The sequence below is a fragment of the Streptomyces xantholiticus genome (assembly GCF_014651015.1).
GTDB lineage: Bacteria > Actinomycetota > Actinomycetes > Streptomycetales > Streptomycetaceae > Streptomyces > Streptomyces xantholiticus.
In genome coordinates, this window is sequence record NZ_BMWB01000014.1 from 64,038 (window position 1) to 81,057 (window position 17,020).

A 17,020-nucleotide genomic window follows, 5' to 3' on the forward strand; every position below is an offset into this window, starting at 1 on the left:
GCTGCCAAAGCCGCCTTTCGGGGGTGAGAGTTCGTGGGGTGTTTCCCGTCTGCGCGCGGTGACCTTCACACGTGACCGGTCAGCGCGTCCCGGAGATCCCTCCGTCCACGGGGATCACCGTGCCGGTCAGGTATGCGCCCGCGCGGGAGGCGAGGAAGATCGCCGGACTCGCGATGTCCTCGGGGGTGCCGACGCGGCCGAGGGGCACCCGTTCGACCACGTCGTCGCGCAGCGCGGGGTCGTCCAGGACGTGCGCCATCATCCTGGTCGGGAAAGGGCCAGGAGCAAGGGCGTTGACGGTGATGTGATCACTCGCGAGCGTGGCGGCCATCTTGCGGGTCAGCATGTGCACCGCCGCCTTGCTCGCGACGTAGGAGAAGTTGTCGGAGGCGGAGACGACGAGCCCGTCGATCGACCCGATGTTGATCACTCGCGCGGGGTCCTCCGCGGTGGCGGCCGCCCGCAACTGCGGCAGCAGCCGTTGCGTCAGCGAGAAGACGGCCTTGACGTTGACGTTCAGCACCTTGTCGAAGCCCGCGTCGGGGAACTCGTCGATGGGCGCACCCCAGGCGGCTCCCGCATTGTTGATAAGGACGTTCAGCCGCGGCGCGACCGCCGCGACCCGCTCGGCCAGGCTCTCGAGGCCCTCGTCGGTGGACAGGTCGGCCGGGTGCGCCAGACAGGTTCCGGCGCCGGCGGACGTCAGGGCGGACAACTCCGCTGCCGCCTTCTCGCACGCCTCGGCCTTGCGGGAAGAGATGATCACCGTGGCTCCGGCCGCCACAAAACCGTGCGCGATCATCAGCCCGATTCCGCGTGAGCCGCCGGTCACCACCACGGTCTTTCCGCTGACGTCGAACAGCGCGGCGGGGTTCACGACACCACCTCGATCGGCCCCGCCGCGCCGATGCCGCCGCCGACGCACATGGTGATCACGGCGTGGCGCACGCCCCGGCGCCTGCCTGCCGGCACCGCGTGCCCGACCAGCCGCGCCGCCTTCATGCCATACGGTCGGCCGACCGGGATGTCCGTGGTGCCGCAGGATCCCTGCCGCGAAGCGCACCCGGGAATGACGTCCTCGACCTCGCCGCCGTCGAGCCCCGCGCCCGGCACGGCATGAGTGATCGCGTGCGCCGCCGGCTGCTGTGCTTCGGTGTTGTTGTTCGCGCCGCGATGGGCCTTCCCGATCGGCGTACGCGCCGCCGATGCGAGGACTGCTTGCCTCATCACCACTCCTCTCCTGTATGCGTGAGTGTCAAATTCCCGTGGGCATGCGATCGGGTCAGATGCCTGCCGTGTCCGCGACTTCGTGGGCCTTCGCCACCAGCGCGTCGATGCGCTCAGCGGTCGGGGTCCCTGACGCGGCCTTGTTCCGCGGTTCGTCCATCGCGCGGCGCATGACGCCCTCCGCGATGATCGCGACCTTCCACAGTCCCATCGCGTGCCAGTAGCCCAGCGCCGCCAGGTCGCGTCCCGACGCCGCCGAGTAGGCCGCCACGAGTTCCTCGCGGGTCGGGAAGCCGTCGAGAGCGGTCGCGCCGAAGTCGCCCGAGGTGTTCTCACCCTTGGCCGGCCAGTAGGCCAGCAGGCTGCCCATGTCCGCCAACGGATCCCCCAGTGTCGACAACTCCCAGTCGAGCACCGCGGTCACCTCCCCGCTGTCGTAGGAGGTGATGACGTTGCGCAGGTGGAAGTCGCCGTGTACGAGCGTCAGTTCGCGCTGCTCCGGGACGGCCGCGACGAGGCGCCGGGTGAGGTCCTCGAGGGCGGGCAGCTCGCGGGTCCTGGACCTCTCCCACTGGCCCGACCACCGCTTGAGCTGACGCTGCGCATACGGCTTGTGGCCGGCCAGACCGGTCAGCCCCGTCGCCTCGAGATCGACCGCGTGGATCTTCGCCAGCGTCCGCGGCAACGACATCCCGATCGCCCGGCGGCGCTCGGGCGTCAACGACCGTGCGATCGACGTAGTGTCGACGACCTGGCCGTCCACGAACTCCATGAGCAGCAGTGGGGCATCGGTCACGGCAGGATCATCGATCAGCCCGAGCACCCGCGGGGTCGGGACGGCGGTGCCCTCCAGCGCGGTCAGAATCCGTGCCTCGCGGGCCACGTCGTGCGCCGATGCCAGCAGGCGACCCAGTGGTGGGCGCCGCAGCACCCACCTGCGGCCGTCCTGATCCCGTACCAGGTAGGTCAGATTCGACTGGCCGAGCCCGATCCGGTCGAAGACGGGCGGCCCCGCGAAGTCGACGCCGAGGGTCCCCAACCAGCGGCTCACCGCCCCGGCGTCGACTCCCACGATGCCCGTGCTAGACACCGATGCCGACTCCCTGCCTGAACGGGAGCGCGTCACCGAGCAACTGTCCGCCGTCGATCACCATGGTCTCGCCGGTGATCCAGCTCGCGGCGTCCGACACGAGGAAGGCGACCGCCGAGGCGACGTCGGCAGGCTCCCCTATGCGTCCGAGCGCCGTCGACGCCGACACGGCCTGCTCGTGCTCCTTCCACAGGGCCTCGGCCAGCTTCGTGCGCACCACACCCGGTGCCACCGCGTTGACGCGAACCTTCGGCGAGAGTTCCAGGGCCAATTGCTTCGTGAGATGGATGAGCGCGGCCTTCGACGCGTTGTACAACCCGATGTTCGCCTCGAAGGCCATACCGCCGACGGACGCGGTGTTGACGACCGCCCCGCCGTGCTCGCCCATCCAGGCCCGCGTGGCCAGACCCGTCCACAGGACGGGAGCCCACAGGTTCACGTCGAAGGTCTTGGCGAACCGACCGTGGTCCTGGTCGATGACCGGCCCGAAGGCCGGGTTGGTCCCCGCGTTGTTGACGAGGATGTCCAGGCTTCCGAAGCGCTCGAGCGTCAGGTCCACACAGCGCTGGGCCGCCTCTTCGTCGACCGCGTGCGCACCGACTCCCAGCGCCGAACCGCCCACCTGGGCCGCGGCGGCGTCAGCCGATTCCTGGGACCGGGAGGTGAGGACGACGTTTCCGCCGGCCGCGGCGATGGCCTGGGCGATCGCCAGCCCGATACCCCGCGAGGCGCCGGTGACGACGGCGGTGCGCCCGGTGAGATCCAGTCCTGCCATCTCAACCCACCACTGCCGTGGCGGCGTCGCGGTACTGCCGCAGTTCCTGCCTGGCGATGGCCCGCTTGTGGACCTCGTCGGGACCGTCCGCCAGCCGCAAGGTCCGCAGATGCGCGTACATCATCGCCAACGGGAAGTCCTCGGTCACACCTGCTCCCCCGTGCACCTGTATGGCGCGGTCGATGATCTTCAACGCGATGTTCGGGGCAGCGACCTTGATGGCCGCGATCTCGGTGCGCGCTTCCTTGTTCCCGACCGTGTCCATCAGATGCGCGGCCTTGAGCGTGAGCAGACGGATCATCTCGATATCGATACGCGCTTCCGCGATCCAGTCCTGGACATTGGAACGGTCGGCAACGGGACGACCGAACGTCACCCGTGACTGCGCACGCCGGCACATCAGCTCCAGCGCCCGCTCGGCCGCGCCGATCGCCCGCATGCAGTGGTGGATACGACCGGGCCCGAGCCGGGCCTGACTGATCGCGAAGCCCTCGCCCTCGCCCTTGAGGACGTCCTTGGCCGGCACCCGCACATTCTCGAAGGTGATCTCCGCGTGGCCCTCGCGATCCGCGTACCCGAACACCGGGAGGTTCCGGACGACGGTGACTCCGGGGGCGTCGATCGGGACGACCATCATCGACTGCTGGCGATGTGGGGCCGCCGTGGGGTCGGTCTTGCCCATCACGATGAGCACCTTGCAGTTCTTGTGCATCGCGTTCGAGGCGAACCACTTGCGGCCGTTGAGGAGGTACTCGTCGCCGTCGCGCTCCATGCGCAGCTCGATGTTGGTGGCGTCGGAACTGGCCACTGCCGGCTCGGTCATCGCGAACGCCGAGGCCATGGTGCCTTCGAGCAACGGCTTGAGGTACTTCTCCTTGTGCTCGTCGGTGCCGAAGAGGGTGAGCACCTCCATGTTCCCGGTGTCCGGGGCATTGCAGTTGCACGCCTCCGAAGCGATGTGGCTGCGCCCCATGATCTCCGCCAGTGGCGCGTACTCGAGATTCGTCAGCCCAGGGCCCCACTCGGGGTGCGGGTGGAAGAGGTTCCACAGTCCGCGCTTTCGCGCCTCCGCCTTGAGTTCCTCGATGATCGGCGGTTGGAAGTGCGGGTCACCCGACGCGCGCATCTGCTCGTCGTACACCTCCTCGGCGGGGTAGATGTGCGAATCCATGAACTCGAGCAGATCCGCCTGGTACTTCTTGGCGCGATCCGACGTCTCAAACAGGGACATTGGAACTCCTGACGGGTAGGGAGGGAAAACTCGGTGGGCGCTTGTCGAGGTGACTGGCAACGCCTTCGACGAAATCGGCCCCGCGGAAGGCCTGGAGCATGGCGCCTTCCGCCCGGGCCAGGGAATCGGCGTAGGTGCCGTCCGCGTCGCCCTGCAGTTGGCTCTTGATGGTGGCCATGGATGCCGGGGAGCAGCGCGCCGCGAGACCGGCGGCGTACGCGACAGCGGCATCGACCACACTGCCGGTGGGGACCAGGTGGTCGAGGAGTCCGATACGCAGTGCCTCCTCGGCGTCGACCATGCGACTCGACAGCAACAGGTCCATGGCCCGGCTGTGCCCCACGAGCCGCGGCAACAGCCAGGAGATCCCGTACTCGGCAATCAGACCGCGCTGCGCGAATGCCGTGGTGAACCGGGCCGCGGGCGAGCCGAAACGAATGTCGCAGTAGAGCGCCTCCACCATGCCCAGGCCCGCGGCAACCCCACCCACCGCACCGATCAGCGGTTTGCGCAGGGTCAGCGGCACGTCGCGCGGTCGGCGCCGCGCCCTGTCCGCCTCGGAGACCTCGCCGACCGACTGCAGCCGCTGGAGGTCGGCGCCGGCGCAGAATCCGCGTCCCGCGCCGGTGACCACGACGGCGCGTACGTCCGGGTCGTCTTCGGCGGCGTCGAGCAGCGTGAAGTAGCGATCTTCGAGTTCGTCGGTCCAGGCGTTCAGCTTGGCCGGCCGGTTGAACGTGAGCACCAGCACCGGCCCGCGGTGTTCGGCGAGGACGAGCTCGTCGGGTTCGCCGGTCATGCCTGCGCCAGCAGGGAGTTCTGGTAGCGGCGCATGCCGCGCAGCCACCGGTCGTAGTCCGAGCCCTTCTGCCGGTACATGTCCAGAACGTCTTCGTGCGGCAGGATCAGGAAGCGTTCCTCCTCGATCGCGGCGAGGACGGCGTCGGCGACCTCGGCCGGCTCGAGGACGTCACCCGCGGAGGTGACGGCCTGCGTGGCCGCTCTTCCCAGCGCGTCCCCGGAGTCCTCCCCCAAGGACAGCATCCTGGTGTTCACCCCCATCGGGCACAGGCAGCTGACACGGACCCCGCGATCGCCATAGGTGACGTTCAGCCATTCGGCGAAGCCGACGGCCGCGTGCTTGGTGACGGAGTACGTGGCGGAGCCGATCTGGGTGAGCAGCCCGGCCGCCGAGGCGGTGCTGACGAAGTAGCCCTCGCCGCGCTCGAGCCACCCCGGCACCAGCAGCTTCGCCGCACGGATGTGGGCTCGAAGGTTCACGTCGATCGAGACGTCCCAGTCCTGCTCGCTCACGTCGAGGCCCGGTGCCCCGGCGATGCCCGCGTTCGCGAAGTAGAGGTCGACCGGTCCGAACGCGCTCTCCGCGAGGGCGATCAACTGCTGGATCTGGGCAGTGTCCGACGCGTCTACGCCGGCGCTGACGGTGCTTTCGGGGTGGTCGGCGTTGACTCTCTCCGATACCGCCCGCGCGGTGTCCGCGTCGAGGTCTGCGACGACGACCCGTGCACCGTCGCGAGCGAGCCGGGCGACCAGCGCGCCGCCGATACCTCCACCGCCACCGGTGACGACGGCGACTCTTTGTGCAACGTTCACAGCGAACCCTCTCCGTGGCGGGGCGTGCGGTGGCGGGGCACCCCCGAAACGAGGTGACCGCGGTCTCTGCACCACCTGTATAATTGAATCCGACGTCAAGTTCAACCGAGGGGCATGTCAACCTCGTGGAGAAGGGCAGCCTGCCCCACTGAATTGCGCCCGGAGGATGCACGGTTGGCATCGGCGCCCATTGGTTCCTTCTCCCGAGGGCACGAGGACCGACGGGCCCATCGCGCATCGGCTGCGCGCCTCTGGCCCGGCCCGGCTCGGTGGCCGTCCCGTCGCCGCTGAAGCTCGACGGCTTCGCCCTGAGCCGCGACGACGGCCGTGACCGCCTGCGCCCGTCACCTCCGCGGAGGGGATAAGGAGGAAGGTGCCCGGCGGTTCGAGGGTGGATGAGTCACGTGGTCGTGCGTGAAGGCTCGCGCAAGCCGGTGCTCGTCGCCGATGCGGGGCACCAGGACGGTCGAACGGTCGAAGGGGCGGGCTCCGCCCCGGCCGGCGCTACTGCCGGATCAGCTGTGGCCGGGGAACCGCAGGGCGTTCGCCCAGAGCCGTGTGACCGTGGACACGAGCTCCTCGAAGTCCACCGGCGTATCTTCTTCTCGCCCTTCGCCGAGCACGAACGCCTTGTAGGCCATGAGGCTGACCATGCCCGAGAGCGCATGGGAGGCCATCATCGGATCAACCTCACGGTCTGCGACACCCCGCGCCTGCAGGTCGGCGATGCCCCGGGCGTTGCGGCGAACGAACGCATCCGAGCGCCGGTTTCGGAACTCACGAAAGGCGGGCTCCACTTGTGCGACCTGCTCAAGCAGTCCCATCAGCTTCGCGTTCCGTTTGTACGCCTCGAGATACGCGCGATTGCTCGCCTCGAGTACCGCATACGGATCGTCGGTACTCTGCACCCGGCCCACGCCGGGGTGCAACATGTCCTCCTGCGCCTCCAGGAGGACGGCGGCAAGCACCTCTTCCTTGTTGGCGAAGTAGGTGTAGAAGGACCCCGTCGCACATCGGGCCTCCTTGGCGATGTCCACCAGACGGGTGTCGAGGTAGCCGTCCCGCTCGAACACCTTCCGCGCGGCCTGCACCAAAGCGGCGCGTGTCCGCGCTCCGCGCTTCGTCGTCGGCGGCTCGCGAAGCGGCGAGAGAGGCGCCATCGGCGGGGCCTTCTCGCTGTCACTCTGCTCGGACGCAGTGGTATCCATCACCAGAAACCCTACTTGAAACCGACGTCGGAGTCATAAACGCAAAGTGTGCGCGAGGCCCGCGGAACCTCCGGAGCCGGTGCCGACCGTTCGCAAAGAAGCCGAAGCGGCCGGGGTGCGCGAGCGAGGCGGCCCCGCCGGGGCCAAGTCGCCGGTACCCGCCGACAACGGCACTCAGTTGTGCGGTGCGGCTGCACGTACACCGTCACATGCGCCGAAGCCGACGCTTCGCCTCGGCGTACTCACGGGCGAAGCGCTCGACGACCGCTGCCGCAGGAAGTACTGCCCCGACCGCACCGACGCCCTGACCGGCGCCCCAGATGTCCCGCCACGCCTTCGCCCCTTTGATGTCCCGGTTTCCGAAGTCCATGGCGGACGGATCGGAGCCGGGTAGTGCGGCTGGATCGAGCCCCGCGGCCTCGATGCTGCCACGGAGGTAGTTGCCGTGCACGCCGGTGAACAGGTTGGAGTACACGATGTCCGCAGCGGTGGAGTCCACGATCATCTGCTTGTACCGGTCCTCCGAGTTCGCCTCGTCGGTGGCGATGAACGCCGAACCCACGTAGGCGAGGTCCGCGCCGGCGGCCTGCGCGGCGAGGATCGAGCGGCCGTGGGCGATGGAGCCCGACAGCAGAAGGGGGCCGTCGAACCAGTCGCGAATCTCCTGTACGAGCGCGAAGGGTGACTGCGTGCCGGCGTGACCGCCCGCGCCCGCGGCGACGGCGATCAGGCCGTCCGCGCCCTTTGCCACCGCCTTGCGCGCGAACCGGTTGCTGATGACATCGTGCAGCACGATGCCGCCGTAGGAGTGGACCGCATCGCTCACATCGGCCCGGGCGCCGAGAGAGGTGATGATGATCGGCACCTTGAACTCCACGACGGTCGCGAGGTCCTCCTCCAGGCGTGAGTTGGTCCTGTGCACGATGAGATTGACCGCGAACGGCGCGGACGGTGCCTCGGGATGGTCGGCGTCGTGCTTGGCCAGCTCCCGCGTTATGCGCTGCAGCCATTCGCGCAGTGCCGACTGGGGACGCGCGTTCAGCGTGGGGAAGGAACCCACGATCCCGGAGGTCGACTGGGCGATGACCAGCTCCGGATTGGAGACGATGAACATCGGCGACGCGACCACGGGCAGGCGAAGCCGGTCCCGCAGGACGGGAGGCAGGCTCATGAGCGACTCACCATGTGTCATGCGTCTTTCTTCTGCGGTGGACACGTCTCGTCCGTCGACGGATGTTCAGTGGCGGCGGGCGGCTGTGTCGCCGGGCCCGGCTCGCGGGTCAACTCCGTACGGTCGATGGAACGCTTGAGGATCTTCCCGCTCGGGCCCTTGGGCAGGGCATCGACGAACCGGATGATGCGCGGGACCTTGTAGGCGGACAATCGCTCTCGTGTCCAGCTCGACACCTCAGCGGCACCGAGTTCCGAACCGGGCCGGGCGGCGACGAGCGCGGCGACCTCCTCACCGTAGTGGTCGTCGGGAACGCCGATCACGGCCGCCTCGATGATGTCGGGGTGCTCGTAGAGCACTTCCTCGACCTCACCGGGGTAGACGTTGTAGCCGCCACGAATGATCAGGTCCTTGATCCGGTCGACGATGCGCAGGTCGCCGTCCGTGTCGGTTTCGCCAAGGTCGCCGGTCCGGAACCAGCCGTCGGGCGAGATTGCCGCGGCGGTGTCCGCGGGGCGGTTCCAGTAGCCGCGCATCACCGTGGGCCCCTTGATGTGGACCTCGCCGACGGTACCCGGCGGGCACTCGTTCCCGTCGATGTCACGCACCTGCACCTGCAGCTGCGGGACCGCCCGCCCGGTGTACCCGGTTTTGCCGCCGGAGTCGATGTCGTTGAAAGTGCCGAACGCGGTGGTCTCTGTGAGCCCATAGCCTTCGAGGATGGTGCAGTCGAACCGGGCCTCGAAGGCCCGGGCGATCTCCCCGGGAAGGGACGCACCGCCGGAGACGGCGACGCGTAGCGCGGCGAAGTCCGCCGGATTCGCATCACCCGCCGAGTACAGCATCGCGTTCCACATGGTCGGTACGCCGGCCATGATGGTGAGCCGGTCGCGACGCAGCATCTCCAGCATCGACGTCGGGTCGAATCGGGCCAGCAACGACATCGAGCCGCCCACGGTCAATGTCGCCATCATGACGGACGCCTGTCCGAACACGTGGAACAGTGGGAGCCCCGTGCCGGTTCGGTCGGCACTCGTTCCGCGGCTGCACTCGGCGCCGATCTCCCCCGCGGACAACAGGTTCCCCACTGTGAGTTGGGCGCCCTTCGGCCGCCCTGTCGTACCCGAGGTGTACAGGATGGCCGCGGTCTCGTCGCGGTCCCGGTCGACGACGGGGGCGGGGGCGGCATCGGTGACCGTCGCGCCGGGGGACAGCGTCCAGGAGGGCACCTTGAGCGTCGCGGCCGCCTCCGCCACGGCGGGGCCGAGGGCGTGCCATGCGATCGCCAACGAGCACCCTGCGTCGCCGAGGACGTACTCGGCTTCGGCCCGGGTGGACATCGTGTTGACCGGCACCACGACACAGCCCGCGGCCTGGATCCCGAGATAGGCCACCACGAACTCGGGCACCGACGGCGCTGCCAGCAGCACCCGGTCCCCGGGAGAAAGGCCCGCGGCCGCCAAGGCGCCCGCGTACTGTGCGCTCGCGTCGTGCAGTTGCCGATAGGTCCATTGATCCGCGCCGCCGCGCAGCGCGATGTTGTCGGGAGTTGCGGCCGCGTGACGGCAGACCGGGTCGAGAACACTGGCCATGGGCGGTGCCTTCCGGGGATGTGAGCAGGTGATGCGGTGCGGGTCCAGGCATGACCGATCTCCCCCGACCGGTCGACCGATCGGTCAGGCGATGATCCTGAAGCGTTCGGCGAGTTGGCGGCGGGTGTCGGCGGCACTGGTGTGCAGCACGCCCTCGATTCCGATCCGCGCCGCTCCGTCGAGGTTCTGCTGCAGATCGTCGATCATGACTGCTTCCTCGGCGGCGACGCCGAGGCGTTCACATGCGATCGCGTAAATCCGCCGGGAGGGCTTGCGGATCCCGACCTCGGCGGAGATGACGACGGTGTCGGCCACGGCGGCGAGGTCGACGCCGTCGTAGGTTCCGGTACCGAACGAATTGGATACCAGCGCCACGGGGTACCCGGCGTCGCGGAGATCGTTCAGCAGGGCGAGCACGTCCTGATCGATCGACATTCCTGCTTGCATCCGGGCCGTGAGCCCCTCCGCCTGTACGTCGGCGCCGTGGACGCGAAGACGCTCGGCGAACCCTCGCTCGAAGGCTTCCGCGTCGATACGGCCCGACTCGTGATCGGCCAGGAGGGTGCGTGACGGCTGGTCCCGGCTCAGAAGGTCGAGCGGCAGGCGGGGGTCGCCGCCGAGCGAGGCGCCGAAGTCGGTGAAAGCCCGCAACACACTGGAGGTGATGACCCCGCCGAAGTCCACGAGCACCGCGGTTCGGGCCTTTTCCACCACTTTCGACACAGTACCCACTCTCTCTCTTGCGGCCGGCACTCCACCGGCCTCATGCGACCGCAGCCATCTCCGACCGGCGCCCCGGGCGGGAGCAGAACCTCAGGCAACCTCGAACAGCCCGGCCGCGCCCATTCCGCCGCCGATACACATCGAGATCACCACATACCGGACACCCCGGCGCCTGCCCTCGATCAGGGCGTGCCCCACCAGCCGGGCGCCGGTCATTCCGTACGGATGGCCGACCGAGATGGCACCGCCATTGACGTTGAACCGCTCCGGGTCGATGTGCAGTTCGTCCCGGCAGTACAGCGCCTGGGAAGCGAACGCCTCGTTGAGTTCCCACAGGCCGATGTCGTCGACGGTGAGGTCGTGCTGCTTCAGCAGCTTCGGAATGGCGAACACGGGGCCGATGCCCATCTCGTCCGGACCGCAACCGGCAACGGCCATACCCCGGTAGACGCCCAGCGGCTCCAGTCCGCGGCGCTCGGCCTCCTGGGCCTCCATCAACACCGACGCCGAAGCCCCGTCCGACAGCTGCGAGGAGTTACCCGCCGTCACGCTGGAACGCACGGTCACCTGACCGTCCGGCAGCACCGGCGCCAGTCCGGCCAGACCCTCGAGTGTGGTCGAAGCGCGGTTGCCCTCGTCCCGGGTCAGGGTCACAGCCTCGTCCCGCGCCTCCCCGGACTGCTTGTCCAGGACCTTCTTGACACTGGCGAGCGCGACGATCTCCTGATCGAACCGTCCGGCCTCCTGCGCCGCCGCGGTGCGCTGCTGTGACACCAGCGCGAACTCGTCCTGGCGTTCCCGGCTCACGCCGTAACGTTCGGCGACGATCTCCGCCGTCTGCAGCATCGGCATGTAGATGCTCGGCTTGTTCTCGACCAGCCAGGGATCCGCCGCGCGGTGGTTGTTCATGTGGTCGTTCTGCACCAAGGAGATCGACTCGACACCGCCGCCGACGGCGACCTGCATGCCGTCGGTGACTATCTGCTTGGCGGCCGTCGCGATCGCCATCAGACCCGACGAGCACTGCCGGTCGACCGTCATCCCCGACACGGTGTCCGGAAGTCCGGCACGAAGAACGGCCTGACGCGCGACATTGAAACCGGAGGATCCCTGCTGCACGGCGCAGCCGAAGATCACATCCTCGACCTCACCTCCCTCGAGCCCGGCACGCTGCACCGCGTGCGAGAGGGCATGGGCGGCAAGTTCCTGCGCCTGGGTGTCGTTGAACGCACCGCGGTACGCCCTACCGATCGGCGTCCGTGCCGTCGAAACGATGACTGCTTCCCTCATGTCGCCTCACTGCTTCCTGTCGGTCCGGTTCGTCCGGGGGTTCAGGGCCGGAGTCCCGAGTTCCGTGAGCCGGACTCGATGCCGGTCGGCCTCTCCGAATGCCACCTGGGGCGCTGCAAGCAGTCAGCGACCGCCTCCCCTCTTCCGGGGGCGTGCGCCATGCCCTCAGGGTGACGGGAGCCGGCCTCCTGTTGGTTATAGTTGAATCCGGCGTCAGGTTCAACCTGACTCCTGACGCAACGCCCGCCCAGAAGGCGCCACCCACGGTCCCCCTTGCGGGAAGCGTGCGCCCTCGACCTTGACAATCCATTTCCACGACTGGAGGCTGACCGACCAGTCGGTATGAAGGGGCGGACAGTGACCGAGCTGAGCATCTCCACTGCTGCGGGCGTATTCGACGCGATCGTGGCGGGCCCACCCGAGGGCCGCCCCGTGCTGTTGCTGCACGGCTTCCCCCAGACGGGGCTGGCGTGGCAACGGCAGATCGCGGCGTTGGCCACGCACGGCTACCGGGTGGTGGCACCCGACCAGCGTGGGTACTCCCCCGGGGCCCGCCCCGAACGGCCCGAGGACTACCGCATCGGCGCCCTGGTCGACGATGTGCTCGCGATCACGGAGGAACTGGGCTGGGCGTCCTTCGACCTGGTGGGCCATGACTGGGGAGGCGCAGTGGCGTGGTGGACCGCCGATGCCCACCCCGGCCGGGTGCGCACCCTGACGGTTGTCTCGACGCCGCACCCCGGCGCTCTGGCCACCACCCTGCGTACCGACCAGGACCAGCGAGAACGATCGCGCTACATGATCGACTGGCGCGAGGCGCCCGCGACCGAAGAACACATGCTCGCAGACGATGCCGAGGCGCTTCGCGCCTCGTACGCCGGAAAGGTCCCGCAGGACAGTGTCGAGGCCTACGTGCGGCACCTGTCCCAACCGGGCGCCCTCACCGCGGCGCTGAACTGGTACCGCGCCGGCCGCCCCGACGGCGCGATCGGCGTCATCGACGTGCCCACGCTGTACGTCTGGAGCACGCAGGACAGCGCTTTCGGCCCGGCGGCCGCGCAGGAAACCGGGCAGTGGGTCAACGGGCCGTACCGGTTCGAGACCCTCCAGGGCGTCAGCCACTGGATCCCGGAGGAGGCGCCCGAGACGCTGAACCTCGTACTGCTCGAACATCTGCGAACACACGGCGATCACGGAACCACAGCGAAGTCCCCGACTGCCGACTCTCAGAACAGGTGACCCCCATGAAGACAGCGCGAGCAGCCTGGCGCCGACTCGAGCCCGTACACGCCATGATCTACTTCGCCCCGGAGGGAAGGCGACGGTACGCGGACCTCGGACTGAGCGGACGCGCCGGGTACTTCGCCTCCCGGAGCGCCGCCTTCGGCCGAGCATCCGCCGAGCTGGTCATCTCGACCTTCTACAACTTCAACCCCGATTTCGTCCGCAAGGCGATCGACGGGGCCTGGGACGCGGCGACGCCGCAGCAGGTGCTGGACGCGCGGCACGCAGCCGCGAGCGAGGCCCTGCGACGGGCCGGGATCCACGAACTCCCCGCTCTGGACGAGGTCCTGGCACTGACCCGCCGGGCCGCCGAGGCGGCCTGCGGACACCCGCAGGGCCGCCCGCTGTTCGCCGCCCATGCGGCGCTGCCCTGGCCGGACGAACCGGTACTGCAACTGTGGCATGCCCAGACCCTGCTCCGGGAGTTCCGTGGCGACGGCCATGTCGCGTGCCTGCTGAGCGAGGGCCTCGGGGGCCTGGAGTCCCTGATTCTGCACGCTGCCACCGGGGACGTCCCCGTCGACTTCCTCAAGGCAAGCCGCGCCTGGCCCGAGGAGGAGTGGGCCGCCACCGAGGAGCAGTTGCGCACACGAGGTCTTCTCGAGGGCGACTCCCTCAGCCCGGAAGGCGTACGCCTGCGCCGGCACATCGAGGACCGTACCGACCACCTGGCCCTTCCCGCCTACGCCGCCCTGGGTGACGCCGACTGCGATCGCCTCGCCGAACTCGCGAGCCCCTTCGGCCGCGCGGTCGTCGACGCCGGCCTTCTCAAGATCGGCTGATCGAGCCCTTCACCCCCTCCGCTCGGGGGTGATCGGCTCGTATGTGGCCGACGAACGGGCCCTGGCCACCCACAGCGGTCGGACCACACCTGAAGTCGCTGTGGTGCAGGAAACCGCGGCCGTTGCTCTCCAAGGGCGACACCTCGGTCTCCCCAGGCATGACTGCACGGTAGCGCCGAGACGGGCACAGAGGTCCAAGGGCCCCTCTCCGCAGGTCCGTTCAGACGTCCTGGCCGCCGAACGACGCGAACGCGCCCGCACAAGAAGCGAGAAGGGCGTCCGCCGGGGCGGACGCCCTTCTCGGAACGGCAGCCCGACCAACCGGCGAACCTACGCGGTCACGGCTCCAGCCGCATGAACTGCCGGATCAGTTCCCGCAACTGGAGCAGCTCCTGACCTTGACGTCGTCGATGACAGGGCCGTAGGCAGTGGGCCCGGAAGTGCTGGCGAACGTCAGCTTCGTGGAAGGGTTGTTGGCCACGAACGTGAACTGCCGTGTCACGTAACCCATGTTCGCGAAGGTCTTGCCGACGGTGTTGAAGGTGAAGTCCTGGAAGTTCTGCCCGTCGATGCGAACTTCGCCTCTCTTCACCGTCGGCGCACCACCGGGGTTGCCGGCGAGAGAGTACGTCACGGTGTACTTCGTCCCGGGCTCCGTGGTGAAGGTCTGGGACACTGTGCCCGCGGTGCCGCCGTTGAGGTCCAGGGACTGGTTGCCCTCCGCAGCCTGCCAGACGCCGTCGTCCTTCAGATCCACATCTCCGCTGTCGACCTGCCACAGGCCCATGGTCTGCCCCGCGTAGAAGGTCGTCCAGTAGTTCGGTGGGGCGGTGGGGGTTTCGAAGCTGCCGTTGGTGAAAGCGGTGGTGGCGGCCTGGACTGCCGCGGTACCGACGGAGTGGGCGCTGTGCGCAGGGGATGCCGCAGCGGTACCGACACCCGCAAGCAGACCGGCCGCGGCGAGCGCGGCGTAGAGACGCTTGGACAGCATGGGAGCCTTCCGATAAGAGGGCGAAACAACCGGATGTGCAGAAACTCCCACAAACCTTCACGAATGGGGTGGGCAGACACAGAGGCATCCGGGTGAGTGCTGACCGGCGATCGAGGCTAGGTGAGGCTCGACGGGACGATCCCGTAACGGCGCATCTTGCGGTACATGGTGGCGCGGGAGATGCCGAGGTCCTGTGCGGTGCGCTGGACGTTGGAGCCGCGGTCCATCAGCCCACGCAGAATGGCATCCCGTTCCAGCGCTTCGATCGCGGTCAGGACCTTGTGGGACGAGACCCGGCATTCCGGAGGGAGATCGTCCGCCTGGATGATCCCACCGATCGGGCGCCGTGCCAGGCCGCGGATCACCGACTCCAGCTGCCGGACGTTTTCCGGCCAGGGGCAGCGTTCCAGCATCGCCAGCGCATCCGGGGAGCAGCTGCTCTCTCCGCTCGGCCGATATTTGAGCAGGAAGAACCGAACCAGGTGCTCGATGTCGCCATAGCGATGACGGAGGGGCGGCACCTCCACCGAGGCGCCACACAGACGGTCGAGCTCGTCGTCGGTCGTGACCATGGACGGTTGGCTGGTCATGATCAGTTGCCCGGTGGCCATTTGGTCGGGATGCGCCAGGAGGCTTGTCAGCTGCCGGCGCAGCTGATCTCCCAGCAGATGGACATCGCGCAGTACGACCACGGTCGACGGCCTGGCCCGCAGCTCGCGGACATCGCGCAGCCAGTGCTCGGTGGCGTGCGGTGCCTCCGACAGCGGCGCTTCCACCACCTGGAGCCGGCGCCCGGCATTGTGGGCTCGGTGGACGGCATGGACCAGCGTCCGCTTGCCGGCACCGGCTTCGCCCACGAGATGAAGCCAGGATCCGGCGGCGAACGCCGCCTCGGTCTCGGCGACCGCGCGCAGCCATTGCGGGGAGGAGCCCACCAGCCCCAGTCCCGATCGTCCGGGGACGGCGGAAGGAACGGGTCCGGGCTGGGGACGTCCGATGACCCGGACCCGGAAGACGGCGCCCGCGTCGCTGTCCTCGCGCCGACTTCGGCTGACCCGGAGTTCGGCGACTCGTCCGGAGGGGAGGGCGATGCTCCGTGTCCCTTCGAACCGGGCATCGGCGGCGATCTCCCGTGCGTGGTCGAGCAGCGCGTAGTGATCCGGCCCTGTCACGGCTGATCTCAACTGCTCGTTCATCATGACGACTTCACGGTTGAGGGCCAGGACAGGTCCCGGGCGCACCGAGGAGCACGCATCCATGTAGTCCTGGAACAGGGCCCGCTCCCGTCGCGAACTGATTGCGGCAATCTCACCCTCGATCTGGCCCGCGACGGAGCGGGCCAGGGCCATGAGCATCCCGGCGGAGCCCTGGCGGACCGTGGTCAGATTGAAGGCTCCCAGGAGCGTGCGCCGGACAGGGTGCAGGATCGGCACGGCCGCGCAGTGGAAGTCCCGCAGCTCCTCGACGTAGTGCTGGCTTCCGGCGATCATGACCGGGCGGCCGCTGGCAAGCGCGGTCCCGATGCCGTTGGTGCCCACATAGCGCTCGGCGAACACGTGGCCCGGGGCCAGTTGCACTCGGTTGAGCCGCGTCGTCAGACCCTCGTGGGAGAGCTTGCGGGACAGCACCACGCCGTCACGGTCCGTGATCATGGTGGACACCGGGTCGTCGGCCAGCTGCTCGTGGAGCCTGTTCACGATGGGCAGCGCCGCCCTGGCGAGCGGACTGTCCAGATTGGGATTCTCGAGGTACGGAGCGTTGATGCAGCTCGACTTCACCTCGTACTCGATCGAGCGCTGCCACGAAGCGACCACGAGCGGTCGGGCGCTCGGGTCCTTGGTCACTTCCAGGTACAGCTCTCTGGCCGCTGTCAGTGAGCTGCCAGGCCGGCGTCGGGGCATTTAACACTTCCGTATCGCGCGGGTAATCCCTCGATGGACCGATTGGAACAGCTCGATGCGCCCGCGCCTATGGCGTGTATCACATTGAGACATCCGCGGACCGTTTCTGAGACATCGGCCTGCGGGCGGCGGCCTGTGTAA

16 protein-coding genes are annotated in these 17,020 nt (G+C 68.6%); 2 read left to right on the forward strand and 14 right to left on the reverse strand.

Annotated elements, in window-relative coordinates; translation table 11 throughout:
* Nucleotides 1–79 precede the first annotated feature (79 nt).
* The 12 genes from IE198_RS20665 to IE198_RS20725 form a co-directional block, all read right to left on the reverse strand.
* Nucleotides 80–877, reverse strand: coding sequence for an SDR family oxidoreductase (locus IE198_RS20665; RefSeq protein WP_189888733.1), 798 nt, complete (start codon nucleotides 875–877; stop codon nucleotides 80–82).
* Nucleotides 874–1,227 (reverse strand): hypothetical protein, encoded by a 354-nt coding sequence (locus tag IE198_RS35385; protein ID WP_229834150.1) that lies wholly within the window; start codon nucleotides 1,225–1,227, stop codon nucleotides 874–876. The genes IE198_RS20665 and IE198_RS35385 overlap by 4 nt, the downstream gene beginning before the upstream one ends.
* 55 nt (nucleotides 1,228–1,282) lie before the next feature.
* On the reverse strand, nucleotides 1,283–2,317 hold the full coding sequence (locus IE198_RS20680) for a phosphotransferase family protein (protein WP_189888735.1): 1,035 nt from the start codon (nucleotides 2,315–2,317) through the stop codon (nucleotides 1,283–1,285).
* A complete protein-coding gene (locus tag IE198_RS20685) occupies nucleotides 2,310–3,092 on the reverse strand; it encodes an SDR family oxidoreductase (protein ID WP_189888738.1) in 783 nt (260 codons plus the stop codon). Before IE198_RS20685 ends, IE198_RS20680 begins: the two co-directional genes overlap by 8 nt.
* Before the next feature lies 1 nt (nucleotide 3,093).
* Nucleotides 3,094–4,323 (reverse strand): acyl-CoA dehydrogenase family protein, encoded by a 1,230-nt coding sequence (locus IE198_RS20690; RefSeq protein WP_189888739.1) that lies wholly within the window; start codon nucleotides 4,321–4,323, stop codon nucleotides 3,094–3,096.
* Nucleotides 4,310–5,122, reverse strand: coding sequence for an enoyl-CoA hydratase-related protein (locus tag IE198_RS20695; protein ID WP_189888741.1), 813 nt, complete (start codon nucleotides 5,120–5,122; stop codon nucleotides 4,310–4,312). The genes IE198_RS20690 and IE198_RS20695 overlap by 14 nt, the downstream gene beginning before the upstream one ends.
* Nucleotides 5,119–5,937, reverse strand: a complete 819-nt coding sequence (locus tag IE198_RS20700) for an SDR family oxidoreductase (RefSeq protein WP_189888743.1) — start codon at nucleotides 5,935–5,937, stop codon at nucleotides 5,119–5,121. The genes IE198_RS20695 and IE198_RS20700 overlap by 4 nt, the downstream gene beginning before the upstream one ends.
* Nucleotides 5,938–6,452: 515 nt before the next feature.
* Entirely contained in the window at nucleotides 6,453–7,145 is a 693-nt protein-coding gene (locus IE198_RS20705; RefSeq protein ID WP_189888745.1) for a TetR/AcrR family transcriptional regulator, read from the reverse strand.
* A gap of 205 nt (nucleotides 7,146–7,350) precedes the next feature.
* Nucleotides 7,351–8,316 carry an NAD(P)H-dependent flavin oxidoreductase gene (locus IE198_RS20710; RefSeq protein WP_189888747.1) on the reverse strand — a complete coding sequence of 322 codons (966 nt, stop codon included), beginning with the start codon at nucleotides 8,314–8,316 and terminating at the stop codon, nucleotides 7,351–7,353.
* A gap of 17 nt (nucleotides 8,317–8,333) precedes the next feature.
* A complete protein-coding gene (locus IE198_RS20715) occupies nucleotides 8,334–9,908 on the reverse strand; it encodes a class I adenylate-forming enzyme family protein (RefSeq protein ID WP_189888749.1) in 1,575 nt (524 codons plus the stop codon).
* Nucleotides 9,909–9,992: 84 nt separating this feature from the next.
* Complete coding sequence (locus tag IE198_RS20720; protein WP_229834154.1) at nucleotides 9,993–10,622, reverse strand: HAD family hydrolase; 630 nt, start codon at nucleotides 10,620–10,622, stop codon at nucleotides 9,993–9,995.
* A gap of 99 nt (nucleotides 10,623–10,721) precedes the next feature.
* Nucleotides 10,722–11,921, reverse strand: a complete 1,200-nt coding sequence (locus IE198_RS20725; protein WP_189888754.1) for an acetyl-CoA C-acyltransferase — start codon at nucleotides 11,919–11,921, stop codon at nucleotides 10,722–10,724.
* Between the two features lie 366 nt (nucleotides 11,922–12,287).
* Here IE198_RS20725 and IE198_RS20730 point away from each other — a divergent pair, with 366 nt between their 5' ends.
* Both IE198_RS20730 and IE198_RS20735 read left to right on the forward strand, forming a co-directional pair.
* Nucleotides 12,288–13,160, forward strand: a complete 873-nt coding sequence (locus IE198_RS20730) for an alpha/beta fold hydrolase (RefSeq protein ID WP_373299915.1) — start codon at nucleotides 12,288–12,290, stop codon at nucleotides 13,158–13,160.
* Nucleotides 13,161–13,165: 5 nt separating this feature from the next.
* On the forward strand, nucleotides 13,166–13,987 hold the full coding sequence (locus IE198_RS20735) for an SCO6745 family protein (RefSeq protein WP_189888759.1): 822 nt from the start codon (nucleotides 13,166–13,168) through the stop codon (nucleotides 13,985–13,987).
* Nucleotides 13,988–14,354: 367 nt separating this feature from the next.
* Here the strand turns inward: IE198_RS20735 and IE198_RS20740 are convergent, their stop codons facing one another.
* Nucleotides 14,355–14,978 carry a choice-of-anchor C family protein gene (locus IE198_RS20740; RefSeq protein ID WP_189888761.1) on the reverse strand — a complete coding sequence of 208 codons (624 nt, stop codon included), beginning with the start codon at nucleotides 14,976–14,978 and terminating at the stop codon, nucleotides 14,355–14,357.
* A 116-nt stretch (nucleotides 14,979–15,094) separates the two neighbouring features.
* Nucleotides 15,095–16,879, reverse strand: a complete 1,785-nt coding sequence (locus IE198_RS20745; RefSeq protein WP_189888763.1) for a sigma-54-dependent Fis family transcriptional regulator — start codon at nucleotides 16,877–16,879, stop codon at nucleotides 15,095–15,097.
* Nucleotides 16,880–17,020: the final 141 nt, after the last annotated feature.